The organism is Enterobacter sp. UPMP2052 (genome assembly GCF_053709675.1).
The window spans coordinates 34,300-47,132 of record NZ_JBSKJR010000014.1 but is presented as its reverse complement, the minus strand read 5'-3'; the positions used below and the strand labels follow the sequence as shown (position 1 = coordinate 47,132).

The window sequence follows — 12,833 nt, the reverse complement described above, 5'->3', positions numbered from 1 at the left end:
CTCACGTCGTCATGCGGGTGCACCTGTCATGGTGGTGTCGTCTTTCTGTCAGGCCCGTGTCGTGTACGGTGCCGGTCAGAAATGCGAATATCTTACTTGTTACCACCAGACATGAGGTTATCGATGAACGTCGCAGAAAAAGTGAAAGCCCTTCGCCTGAAGAAGGCATGGTCTCAGGAGCAGCTGGCTGAAGTCGCCTCGCTTTCTGTCAGAACAGTGCAGCGTACTGAAAAAGGGCTTAAACCCGGTCTTGAAACACTGAGTGCGCTTGCTTCTGCCTTTGAGGTCAGCGTTTCTGAACTCTCCGAAGAGGCTGGTGAAGCCGGCAACGCGCTTGATGAGCGTATCAGTGATGCCAGAAGTCAGGTTGTACGGGAAATGCGGTTCTACCGGAGACTCGCAACCGCTTTTCTGGTATGTAGCGCACTGATGATTGTTAACTATCTGTTCACCCCGAAAAGCTACTGGTCCCTTATTGTGACTGCCATATGGGGCTGTCTGGTTGTGTTCAGGGGGATCAGCGTGTTTGTGATTCGTGATCAGCTTAAATCATGGCAACATCACAGGTTGAATAAACTGCTTCGTCCCGGCACCGGTAAAAAAGAAAAATAAGCAGCGGGCAATTAAGGCGCACCCGGAAATTTCTCTTTAAATGGCTAAATGTAAACATCAGTCACCGGTAAGGTATGAAGCATGAATCTGTCTGAATTTTTTAAACATACGCCCGTCTGGGTCTGGATCCTGCTGGCTTTTTTACTTCGTCGTGGTTTTGCAGCCCTGTATGACAGAGAAATGACAACCGGTCGGCTTTTTTTTCTCCCGGTATTGTTTCTTATCTGGGGAGGCTACGGAATGATTACTGAAACAGAAAGGGCTGGGTTAAGTCTGAGCATGATGATCGCTGGAATACTCGCGGGGGCTTCACTTGGCTACTGGATGTGGCGGTCACAACCTCCTCTGCGGGATTCAGTCAGTCCCGGCAGAGTTATCAGGGCCGGGACGCCGATGACGCTGGGACTGATCGTTGTTGCTTTTTGTACAAAATTCATCCTCACCTCCGCCATCTGTCTGCAGCCCGAACTTGCTGCATCGGTCAGTTTCTGCATATTAATGGGTGGGATCACCGGGCTGATTGATGGTGTATTCTGGGGAGGCACGCTGAGGATTTTTATCCCCTGGTGCCGACGGTGTAAGTAACCACCCTCGCGCTTGGCTGAGCATTATCTGAAGATGCAAGATCGCTTTCTTATTGTTTAATATCTTTAATAGCAATCAAAAAATCACATTAAAAAAGGGACATAAGTCCTTTTTTGGGTGTGCGGGTTTGATACCCTTATAAATCCTTAAGGTAGTAAAATTTCAAAGCGATTGGGATAACTTAATGTATTCAGAACATGTAATAGTAACTTTTAGTGGCATAAAAATAGATTACAGGAACATCAGGGTTGAAGATATCAATATTATTGACATAGCAAAAGGTCTGTCTAACGAATGTCGTTTCGGTGGGCAATGTGAAAATTTTTACTCCGTCGCACAACACTCAATTCTTGTTAGTTACCTAACCCCAAAAAGCTTAGCACTGGAAGCTCTCTTACATGATGCAGCCGAGGCGTATATAAAAGATTTCCCGTCTCCTTTGAAGAGAATTATGCCTGACTATCTCGTACTGGAAAAAAGGTTTGAAAAGGCCATTAAAGATAGATTTTGCCTCCGGCAACATAAATCACCGGAAATTAAAGAGGCCGATCTTATAATGTTAGCAACGGAATGCAGAGACCTTAATATGGAGTCTGTTATGAATTATCCCACGCTGAAAAACATATCGCCATCACCTTCTGTCAGAGTTGAACCAATGAAGCCAAAAGCCGCTTTTCAGGCTTTCCTTGATAGATTTGAAGAGCTTACAGTATTATAATATTATTAATAATATAAACAGCCAGATTACCATTGTAACAATATCCATATGGCCTTTTCTTCGCCCCGGTAATATAACATTCATAACTATGATAATTCCTTGACAAACCGCCTCAGGTACAGCTGTCAGTTAAGCCCGGCGGTTTATTCAACATCACATTACTCGTTTCGTCAGTCGGATACAGGCCCCGGACTGCAGAGGCTATGGTTTCAGGACGATGGGCTATCAGCAGGACAGGAAGCCCCGGCTGACGTTAGATCTTGATTATCCGGATTTCACTCACAACATAGGGGTGGCTGGTCGCTTCATCCGGTAACAGAATTTCCGGTTTCTTGTACAACGCCCTTGCCAGAAAGATGCGTTGCTTTTGTCCTGCGGAAAGCCCTCCGCCGGTTCCAGCATCGCTGTCGATAAGTGACCGTCTGGCGCACTGGATGATTCGATCATAATTGTGGTCTTCATTGAAAAATAATGTTCTCTGCAACAGAACCTCTGACTGGATGGTCATGCAGTAATATGGTTCCGACACGCTGACGAACCTGAATTATTCGTGTGCGTATACAATATGCCAGATGTCCTGTTCCTGCCTTCGTCGGGGATGGATCTTTATCTGACAGCGCCTGCCGTGGTATGGGCTCATCCAGCCTGAAATACGCAATTCTCAACGGGTGGCAGGTCAGACAAAATGCATGTCTTATGCAGCAGGTAACCGGCAACCAGCTCCCTCCGACGCAACCTTAAGCATCTGTAAGAAGAAATCCTGAGATAATGATTTTGTCCTGCAAACCGGTCCGAATCCGGGCGACAATGAAAATCGCACTGATTCTTTAACTTGGATGTTCTAGGCTAAAGCTTTCCATCATTTCACGATTATTCTTCCCCAGGAGCACAGAGATTACCAGCCGTATCCTTTACAATGTCGGTCACTGATGAACTGGACTTACCTGGCCGGGCCGGGCGAGCATACAGACTCTACGGCAGGGAAATCTGAAGCTTTGCTGAGGCTAATTTATGGCCGGGGGAGGGTCACAAACAATAATAATGACAACAGATGCATCGCCATGACAAAGGCTGCCAGCACCATCAGACCATGAACAATAAATTCAGCACTCACGAGTGACCCCAGCGTCATCATAGTAAAAGTGAAAAACGCAATCAGAGCGGCCCCTCTCGCATTATTGTCTCCTGAAATTACAATGCCCTGGTAAAATCCAGTCGGACCCCTCAGTCCAACAGCAATTCCCATGGGGGCGAAAAGTGCTGCCAGAGTATAGGTGTTGGTGCCGTTCAGCATTCCATACCCCGTCAGTGCGATGGCACTTGATAATGCCAGACAAGTACCTGCCTTAATAACGTTATCAGCACCGTATCGCTCTGCCAGTCCTGCAGAGAGATTTGCCGCCACGATGTACCCGCCAATATTAGCGACCTGCATGATAATGAAATCCGTGAGAGTACCGTGCATCGTGAGTGTGATCACCGTTGGTGCGCCAAAAACGAAAGTGACCATTCCCCCTACCGTCAGAGCATGAGACAGGGCATAACGCAGGAAAGGCAGATTGCGCAACAGACCTCCGTAATTCCCGGCGGCGCGGCGGCAATGTGAACTTTCAGGTAGCGCCAGAATCATGACCATCCCGGCCGCAGCCGCAGTCAGTATCGCCAGTAATTTAAAGGAAATACTCCAGTCAAATACAGCCAGCAATATGACCCCAGCCAGCGGAGCAGCGGCCGGAACCAGGGCCTGTAGACTGCCCAGGAGGCCAATCGCCCGGGCAGTCCTGTGCTCGTCAAATAACTCGCGGATGAAGCCAGGCACGAATACCGGGGCTGCTGCTGATGCTAATCCCTGGACAAACCGGATGGCTACCAGTACGGATATACACGGTGCGTATGCGCATCCGAGCGACGCCAGTGAGAAGATCAATAAGGCTGAACAGAGGAGTTTCGGTTTGCTGAAATAATCGGAAAGACGGCCAAATAATAATAAACCGCAGGCATTGCCACCGACATAGGCTGAAAGCACCCGCTGAGTAACCTCAGGCGTGGTATGAAAAAAACTTTTCAGTAGCGGAATTGCAGGCAAAACAAGGTCTGTACCGGCAATGGATGCCATCACACACAGCACAAGACAAAAAAATATTGACGCCTTTTTCACTTAACCATCCATAAAGCTGTTACTTTTGACAGTCGTTTTATAACGTCACGCTGTCGCCATTGTTATACTGAATCATGGTGGTACGGGAGCGTCTGACATCGCAGGACCCCTTCCATGCGTTGTTTGACACCCGGCGATGCAAATGACGCCCGGACAGCATTCAAATTACAGGTCTGAAATTCTTCTTCCTTCCATCCAAAAATATGATGTAAACGCTGGTACTCCTGATTCAGCGTTGTATCGGCCACGGTCCTTGCATCCGTGTTGATACTCAGGGAGATCCCCTCACGGTAAAGTGTATTGACAGGATGCTCCCCGATGGACGGATAGACATTACAGACAATGTTACACCCCGGGCACACCTCAAGATGGATGTTCTCCCGACGAAGCCGGTCCAGGGTTGCTCTGTCCTCAATGCTTCTGACCCCATGCCCAATTCGCGATACGCTCAGTTTATCCAGCGTTTCAATTATACTGGCAAACCCCCGCGCTTCTCCGGCGTGAGCAATACAGTCCCCCCCATAACTCCGGACATAATCAAATGCTTTTATGTGGTTAGCCAGAGGATAACGCGCCTCATCGGCCGCCAGATCTAAAGCAACAACCCCTTTTCCCAGATAGTGTGTCACAAGCCTGGCGGTTTCCAGACTTTGTTGCTCCGAAAAATGACGCAGGGTGCAAAGGATCAGATTCGCTTCAATACCGTAGCGCTGGCTTCCTGCCCGCATGGCTCCCAGAACTGTTTCGACTACCTCCTCAGCCGTCAGACTCTGATTCAGATGTAATAAGGGGGCAAAGCGTAATTCAGCATAAATGACTCCGTCAGCATGTAACTGATCGAAGATATCATCAACCGCCTGACGCAGTGCGAAAGTGGTCTGCAGCAAATCTAACTGTGGAGTTATTTTGCTTAGAAAATCACCCAAATCAGCGCATTTTTCAGGGGCAATGAACTGCGTTCTGAACGCTCTGAGGTTGAGGGAGGGTATAAGGATCCGTGCGCAGTGATAGCTGATACAGGTATCCAGATGAACGTGCAGTTCAATTTTTGGAATATTCCGGGCGTCAAAACTCATTCGTTGTTTTCTCCGCATATATTGACGGGATCTGCCAGTAATCTGAATAGTTTGTCTTTAAACAATCCGCTTTTAATTTTTAGCACGATCCTGGCATTTGGTGCCTTTCCGGTAAGGTTCGTCGAGTCAATCACATAATGGCCATATGAAGACTGACTTTTATATTCCACCCACGAATAACGGACGATAGCTTCCTGAATAATGTCGGGATACAGTGCCACTGCCATCGTAGTAGGATCCGGTAAATCGAATCCTTTTCGCTCTGTCCTGCCCGCATTAAATTCCATCAGGGCTTTATTACAGCGTACAGTGAAACGACCAAGGGAACTCAGTTTGTTAAGATAATCCATATCATATTCATTAATAAAAGCTTCCCCCATACCAATTTCCCAGCCAACCACTGTCAGCGCTAAACCTGATTTGATAACAATATCAGCAGCCTCGGCATCGACATAAAAGTTAAACTCAGCGAGAGGCGTTATATTCCCTGGAGTAAGACCGGCACCTCCCATGATGTATACATGTTTTATCTTCTCGATAAGCGTGGGCGATTTCAGGACGGCCATGGCCAGGTTAGTCAGCGGCCCGAGTGTGACGATCTCAAGTTCACCGGCATACATTTCGGCATAATGAATAATGGCGTCAACCGCATGGAGTTGTTCCTGCTTCAGGGCGGGAGGGGAAAGGTGCATATCCCCCATCCCGTCAGCTCCATGGATATGATGAGACAGAAAAGGTTCTCTCAGAAGAGGACGTGCCATTCCTGCAAAGACAGGCGGGGTATAGGTGTTGGCTTTTTCAACACTGACCAGTGCATTATGAACACATTGCTGCAGTTTACAGTTACCCGCGACGACCGTTATGGCCTCAACCCTCACTGAAGCTTCCCGAAGAGCCATCAGTAATGCTACAGCGTCATCAGAAGCCGTGTCTGTATCAATAAGTAGTTTTCTCATGTTGCCCTCCTGTTTATGGATGGCTTAACTCTGGCAACAGACCCGCAGCAAAAAAAGGACGCATGTCCATTTTTTGCTGCGGGTCTGTTGCCGATACCATTGCGACTCGGCTATGCTTCTTTTCAGAATTCATGACTTACATAAGCCGGAATTCATATCCAGTCTGATATTATCTCGCTGGTGAAGAGGTAGAAAATTCCTTGCCGTATAACGGCATATAATAGCGTTTTACGGCTTATAACGCAGGGGTGATAATATGAGCATGCCAGTTTTAAGCAGTGACAGGAACAAAGAGTATCTTATGGTGGACTATCTCCGGTTGTTCGGCATTGATACCATCATTCCAAAAAGTCTATTGTCCGTAGCGAAACTTATTACTCTCAATAAAAATAATTTTTTAGTTATGCAAAATAGCAAACCTTCAGGGTTGTATCTTCTCGTCGAGGGTATGCTTCAGATTGGCCAGTATGACAAAAACGGCGGCAATATAATTTTTACGGTGCAGAGTGCATTATCTGTTGTGGGTGACCTGGAATTGTTTTGCGAAGATTGCCAGCACAGTACATTCAGTACAGTGCAGGCAATGCAGGTATCACGCGTGATTTTATTTCCGGAACATGCCCTGCACACGTATGGCCTGAGTGACGCCAGGTTTCTGACATTCCTTTGTCAGCATCTGGCTAAAAAAGTTCTGGAAACCTCCCGGAATAAAGTCTCGATGCTGTTGACTGCTTCGGAGAAACTGCATCACTATCTTTATATACAGTCCATTATTTATGGCAATAGTTTTCAGTTAATTAAGCGGGAGCCTTTGGCATCAATGCTGGGTATTTCAGTAAGACAACTTACCCGGGCACTGGAGCATTTGAACAGGACAGGTATGATTAGCCATAAAAACAAATCGGTTACCATTTATCATGCTCCTGAGAATATTTAATTCTTTCCCTGTGAGTTTAGAAGACCCCAGAGCAGGGGGCCAGTCCAAGTTTTAACGTCCGGTGATAATCCTGGCCATGATGAGAAGTTGATTGATTCGGACATCGATGAGAGTTTTCCTTTGGGTACAGACACAGTTTGCTGTGACATCAGGCTCATCTGGGCGGATGGGTAGGTGTTTTATTTGGCCGGACGCTGGACGAGAAAAGCCATCCTGAAGGATAGCTTTTGGGGTACTAACGCATAGAAATGCTACTGTTTCAGGACATCCGTCGGATATTGCCGTCAATATTCTGCTGAATATAGCGCAGAGTATCGCGGGTGATTTTCCCCGGTAACAGTTGGCTGGCCAGCACAGTGAAGGTACTGGCGACACTGGCGATTTTCTCGATGATATGTCTGACCTCGTTTTCACTCAGATCGGCTTCCCGCATGCCCAGCGAGCGGAGATGGTCGTAGGCGGGGTTTAAAGCCTCTCCCATCACATCCATCTGATGGTACCCGCCCGGTCCGTCACAGTAGGTCACATCAAAGGCCGGGGCGAGCGTCCAGTTTCCTGTCGAAGACATAAGGTATGCAACGTTTTTAGGATGGTCATCCCGGTTATTGAATATTACGTTAAATACCACACGCTCGAAGGCGCGTGCTTTCTCCTGAGCGTTGTTGGTGCAGAGTTGCGTTGCGCGCAGGAAGTTGACGTAATCCATTGAACCCGCCACCTGATAGTTTGCGCCGGTAAAAGAGGCCAGGCTTTGCATCGGGACGCGCATTCCGTTCTGCCGGTCAAAGCGGCGGGTACCAAATGCCGCCTGTCCATCGGGCAGTTCGAAATAGCGGGTGTCGGGTGTCTCAATGCCGCTTTCGCGCAAGCACTGCGCGTAAACCATCTCAATCGCACAAACCTCCGGATGTTCCTGACGGGCAGGGAATTTGATCAGCCAGGGTTCAAAACTGCAATCGGAGGCCGTAGTAAAATGCCCGTTGACGGGGTTTTTGTAGAGCAGTGCCTTCGGCCTTGCTCCCTGGGGCGAACCACCTGCCTGAAGCAATCGATGCAGAAACTCACCCCCTTCGCCCTCAAGTACCTCCGTAATTTCCGAGGCAAGCTGGACGAGCGGGATGTCCTCCACCACTGTGCCGGCATCAGGCTGCAGGGGAGCAAATGACATGGCCCCCATGGCATTTGCCCCGATATACGTCAGCCGTTCCAGCGGACCAATTCGTGAGGTGTTTAGTCCGCGGAGTCGGAACAGCCGATCCATCAGTAGCATACCCCAGCCATCCGGAAGGGAATCATAGACGGGACCCGGAAGCCCCAGTTGATGGGCGGGAAAGTTCTGTCTTAGCGTCGGACCTTTCAGCGGGAGGGTGTATGCTGAGAGCTCCAGGCGGCGATTAAGCGCTTCCTGACTGTATTCAAACATGATGAGCGGGCGACCGCTGAGCGCGGTTGTGCTCGCAAGCGTTCCCCAGAGCCAGTGCTCTCCCCATCCTTCGTAATAAACGGCAACCCTGTCGGTCATCTTCTCTTCTCTTTTCTGATCCTCTGGCGGGAGCGGCTTTCTTCATAACGTTCAAGGTCATGAAGCGTGTCCAGTTTGGGTTTAAAGAGGCCCTCAATTTCACCCGAGCGCCCAAGTACCATGGCCATGCGTATTATGCTCTCAAAGGATACGTTACGCGCAGCTTCCACACTGGAAATGGTATTAACACTGAGGCCGGCCCGCAGTGCCAGTTCCGCCTGAGTGAGCTGTTGAGCCAGTCGTTCCTTCTTGAGCCTGCTGCACAAAAGCCGAAGCAACTCATCTGGTCTGGTGAAGCTTAGATCTATCATTCGCGACCCCGTGGTATGCGCTTATGCAGAAGTATAATGGAAAGGGTACCCGGTATGAAGGTGTAAATAAATATTCTTTAGTGTGTTTAAACCTGCATTTTTGAGTTTAAAGCACATTAAATAAGATTTAAACTAGGGTCAAACATGGAATGGTTCCATACAGAGTACATCCTTCCCGGGGCTGTACTGGCCGGTATGCTCAGGGGTTATCCTCACCGTTGGAGTGGATGACCACCAGACGGGACGAATTCAGCTACTGGCAGAAGCGACACGGTTTGAACGGAGATTAAAGAGCCAGAGAGATCGTTTCCAGGTTCACAGGCGCATCGCGGATAACTCTAAGAGGATAGGGGTGTGTCGCCATGTTAATTCCTCCTGCAGTCCGGAGGTAAATGCATCAGAATTAGTCTGCTTCCGGGATTAAACACCACCTTCAGTCAGTCAGATCGGGGTCAGTTTGGATATCGAAAATTATTGTACGTTAAGGTTGATTTTTGACCTGCCTGTCATCAGTAAGATCACAGGCCCGGATCGCTATCATCGGTGGTGCGATTGTGCTTCAGCTCCGTAAAGTAGCCGTCTGCCAGATACAGAACACGATCTGCAGATGCTATGGTTTCCTGACGATGGGCTATCAGCAGGACAGGAAGCCCCAGCTGACGTAGCGTCTGGCTTATCCGAATCTCGCTCTCAACATCAAGGTGGCTGGTCGCTTCATCCAGTAACAGAAATCCCGGTTTCTTGTACAACGCCCTTGCAAGCAGAATGCGTTGTTTTTGCCCTCCGGAAAGCCCTCCGCCGGTTTCACCAATTAGCGTCTGATAACCCATCGGCATTGCCATAATATCACTGTCGATAAGTGCCAGTCTGGCGCACTGGACCATTCTTTCCTGATTGCGGTCATCACTGAAAAAAATAATATTATCTGCAACAGAACCTCTGGAAAGATGGTCATCCTGCAATACAGTACCGATCCGCTGACGAACCTGAAAATAATCCGGGTGCGTATGCAGTATGCCAAATGTCCTGATCTTCCCTTCATCAGGGATGTGGATCCCAAGGATAAGCTTTACCAGCGTCGATTTCCCGCATCCGGATTTACCTGTGATGGCGACTACTTCTCCAGGCTGGAGTGTCAGCGACACCCCACGGATTATAGGTTTATTTCCTCCCTTGTGGCTGAAGGTTATATGCTCAAGGGATAAAGGAAAACGGTCATCGTCAGTCACACCCCCCCGGAATACGGATGGGAAGACATAAGTGTTATTGTCTTCCTGAGCGGGTCGTTGCTGATGGTCTTCGGTCGGGGTCAGCACAATGTCAGCCAGACGTTCATTATAGATATCGAGCATACGCCAGGAAAAAAACTTATCGGTCAGGCTGCTGATACTCGAAGAAAAACGCATCTGGTAAGATAAATAAGCAACCAGCATACCAACGGTAAATGTGCCGTTCAGCACTTCACCGGCGCCTTTCCACAATATGATCGCCGATACCACGCTGCCAGTCAGAGTGTGCGCAATGTCATAGCACACCAGCAGACGGCTCTGCCGCAACTGCGTATTTCTGCGGGTGACGTTGAGATTCAGCCAGGCGGCCTCACGGTGCGCTGTCACACCGTTAATTCTCAGGCTCAGGATCCCGTTGAGGGTTTCAAGAAAATGCCCGGACTCCCTGGTTGCTGCATCCCAGGCATCTTCTGACGACTGTCGAAGGGAGGGATACCACAGCGCCCTCAGCACAGCGTAGATAATAGCTGCCAGGACGGCTATCAGCGTCATTTCCGGACTGTACAGCAGCATCATACAAAGCGCAGTTATCACGAGCAACACATCCAGAATACCTTCCAGTACCTGCGTGGTCAGCGCCTCCTGGATGGTATCCACGGCCTCAAAACGGGCATTGATACTTCCCTTACTGCGCGCATCAAACCAGCCCAGCGGGAGACGTACCAGATGATGGAAAACCCGGGCTGTCCACTGCATATTAAAATTGACGGACAGAGTGATACTGGCCCACTGGCGGGCCAGCGACAGCAGCATCTGGGTCAGTGACAGCAGCAGCAGGGCAAAGATTATAACGGTCAGGAGACTCCGATCGGCGGCAACCAGCACTTCATCAATTACCAGCTGGTTGAGAAGTGGACTACCCAGCGTCAGGATTTCCAGCGCCAGGGCAAAAACGATGATGCGTGACATCGCGGCCAGCAGCCCGGGTGTCCTGCCTGTCAGCTGGCGCAGGCGAATTTTTTTTCTTTCATCCCGGGCAGTAAAATCACTGGCCGGCGTCAGCTCCAGCGCGACACCGGTGAAATGTTTTCCTGCATCCTGCAGGGAGAGCGTTATCTTCCCTTTGTCCGGGTCGTGGATATCCAGCCTGCTCCCGCGAACTTTATAAAGTACTACGAAATGGTTCATGTTCCAGTGGAGAATGCACGGGAGAGAAAGGGATTTCAGGTTTTCTGGCTCCAGACGGACGGCCCGGGAGGACAACCGGATACCAGCCGCACACTCCATCAGTCTCTGCAGGGTCATCCCCTGTGTGCTGATACAAAAACGTTCGCGCAGGGTGGGTAAATCTGTCTGCAGACCATGCCAGCAGGCCATCATGACCAGACATGCCAGACCACATTCCGCAGACTCTGTCTGCCGGATGAGGGGCAGCTGTTTTCTCCCTGACCATTTCAGTGCTTCCATTACAGTTTTCCTTTCAGGCTCCAGAGTGGCTCGGTCAGCCACTCCCATAAATGGCGGGTATCCAGGCTGACATCCCCCTCAAGGGTCATGCCGGGGCGCAGGGGTTCCTGTTTTCCATAAGCCAGAATAAATGTATTCTCAGGTTCGACGATGACGCGGTAGTGTCCTTCATTTACCTTCCAGGTCACAGGGGATACGGAGAGTAAATCTGAAGGGGTCAGCGTTGTACGGCTTATCTCACGGATAGTCCCGTACTGAACGCCAAACTTCTGATAGGGGAAAGCGGCAAACCGCAGTGCCACACGCTGCCCCGGCTGAATAAAACCGGCATTCTGACTGGTGGCATAGAGTTCTATCTGCAGACGGGCATTGTCGGGCACCAGGGTCATGACCGGTTCTGATGCTCTGACAGACTGTCCCTGTCTGATCAGCACGGCAGCAACGGTTCCGGATACCGGAGATGTCAGCGTAAAGTTCTCCTGTCCGGCCAGTTCGTCCTGCTGTTGCCTGAGCCCCTGCAACTGTCTGTCCAGCTCAGCTTTCCGGCTTTCCCCCTGAACGATGAGATGGTTCAGGTCGTCTTCAGCAGACTCCATTGCAGTGTGTAGTTGCAGAAGCCCCTGCCGCTGGTCCTCAACGTTTTGCTTTGCCGTGGATACATCGATTTGTTTCTGCTGATATTCGATATCCGAAACGTAATGCGTGTCGGCCAGTTTTTTATAGCGTTCCATGACGGCGGAGGTCAGCCCGACCTGGCGTTCAGCCAGTTGCAGGCGTTGTTCTGCACTTTTAACCTGTGGCTGCAGGGAGGTAATTCTCTGACGTATCGCTTCCTGCTGTTGCTGGTTGTCACGCGACTCCAGCGTCTGCTGAGAGGCCAGCATGGCATATTGTGTTTTCAGGGAGACACTCATAGCCGCCAGCGTCCCGGCACCCTGCCCGTTAAAATGTTCGCCGCTGATATGATAGAGGGACTCCCCCGCGACAACGTGCTGACCTTCTGAAACAGTCTGTCGGGTGACGTATCCGGCATATTGCGGTGTGATTTTCACCAGTCCTGATGATGGCATCACGATACCTGTAAGATGAGCCTTGCGGGTATAACTACCATAATAAATGAATAATGAAACGCTCAGAAATATGAGTAACGTAGCAGCAGCGCATACTGTCATGCCAAATGACGTGGGTAAGACAATATCTCCGTATTCGGTATCACTGTGATGTTTTAATGCCTCCTCCCTGAAGATATTCATATTCAAAAT

The 12,833-nt window shown here is 49.6% G+C and carries 11 protein-coding genes and 1 pseudogene; 4 read left to right on the top strand and 8 right to left on the bottom strand.

The features are described from left to right. The first annotated feature begins 123 nt into the window (after positions 1-123). From ACWKX3_RS21670 to ACWKX3_RS21660, 3 genes are all read left to right on the top strand, one after another. Entirely contained in the window at positions 124-612 is a 489-nt protein-coding gene (locus tag ACWKX3_RS21670; protein ID WP_454542447.1) for a helix-turn-helix domain-containing protein, read from the top strand. An 81-nt stretch (positions 613-693) separates the two neighbouring features. Further along, complete coding sequence (locus ACWKX3_RS21665) at positions 694-1,197, top strand: DUF6622 family protein (protein WP_454542446.1); 504 nt, start codon at positions 694-696, stop codon at positions 1,195-1,197. A 184-nt stretch (positions 1,198-1,381) separates the two neighbouring features. Further along, on the top strand, positions 1,382-1,915 hold the full coding sequence (locus ACWKX3_RS21660) for an HD family hydrolase (RefSeq protein ID WP_454542445.1): 534 nt from the start codon (positions 1,382-1,384) through the stop codon (positions 1,913-1,915). 112 nt (positions 1,916-2,027) lie between these two features. Here ACWKX3_RS21660 and ACWKX3_RS21655 read toward each other — a convergent pair. From ACWKX3_RS21655 to ACWKX3_RS21640, 4 genes and pseudogenes are all read right to left on the bottom strand, one after another. Further along, a pseudogene (locus ACWKX3_RS21655) lies at positions 2,028-2,512 on the bottom strand (ATP-binding cassette domain-containing protein); the annotation flags it as partial. A gap of 412 nt (positions 2,513-2,924) precedes the next feature. After that, complete coding sequence (locus ACWKX3_RS21650; RefSeq protein WP_454542444.1) at positions 2,925-4,073, bottom strand: MFS transporter; 1,149 nt, start codon at positions 4,071-4,073, stop codon at positions 2,925-2,927. A gap of 62 nt (positions 4,074-4,135) precedes the next feature. Beyond that, complete coding sequence (gene add / locus ACWKX3_RS21645) at positions 4,136-5,149, bottom strand: adenosine deaminase (RefSeq protein ID WP_454542443.1); 1,014 nt, start codon at positions 5,147-5,149, stop codon at positions 4,136-4,138. Then, positions 5,146-6,105, bottom strand: a complete 960-nt coding sequence (locus tag ACWKX3_RS21640) for a nucleoside hydrolase (protein ID WP_454542442.1) — start codon at positions 6,103-6,105, stop codon at positions 5,146-5,148. Before ACWKX3_RS21640 ends, add begins: the two co-directional genes overlap by 4 nt. A gap of 256 nt (positions 6,106-6,361) precedes the next feature. Here ACWKX3_RS21640 and ACWKX3_RS21635 point away from each other — a divergent pair, with 256 nt between their 5' ends. Further along, on the top strand, positions 6,362-7,042 hold the full coding sequence (locus tag ACWKX3_RS21635) for a Crp/Fnr family transcriptional regulator (protein ID WP_454542441.1): 681 nt from the start codon (positions 6,362-6,364) through the stop codon (positions 7,040-7,042). Between the two features lie 259 nt (positions 7,043-7,301). Here the strand turns inward: ACWKX3_RS21635 and ACWKX3_RS21630 are convergent, their stop codons facing one another. From ACWKX3_RS21630 to ACWKX3_RS21615, 4 genes are all read right to left on the bottom strand, one after another. Further along, on the bottom strand, positions 7,302-8,564 hold the full coding sequence (locus ACWKX3_RS21630; RefSeq protein ID WP_454542440.1) for a type II toxin-antitoxin system HipA family toxin: 1,263 nt from the start codon (positions 8,562-8,564) through the stop codon (positions 7,302-7,304). Beyond that, positions 8,561-8,875, bottom strand: coding sequence for a helix-turn-helix transcriptional regulator (locus tag ACWKX3_RS21625; protein WP_153682244.1), 315 nt, complete (start codon positions 8,873-8,875; stop codon positions 8,561-8,563). The genes ACWKX3_RS21630 and ACWKX3_RS21625 overlap by 4 nt, the downstream gene beginning before the upstream one ends. A 518-nt stretch (positions 8,876-9,393) precedes the next feature. Further along, entirely contained in the window at positions 9,394-11,571 is a 2,178-nt protein-coding gene (locus tag ACWKX3_RS21620; protein ID WP_454542439.1) for a peptidase domain-containing ABC transporter, read from the bottom strand. Beyond that, complete coding sequence (locus ACWKX3_RS21615) at positions 11,571-12,824, bottom strand: HlyD family secretion protein (protein ID WP_454542438.1); 1,254 nt, start codon at positions 12,822-12,824, stop codon at positions 11,571-11,573. The genes ACWKX3_RS21620 and ACWKX3_RS21615 overlap by 1 nt, the downstream gene beginning before the upstream one ends. Positions 12,825-12,833: the final 9 nt, after the last annotated feature.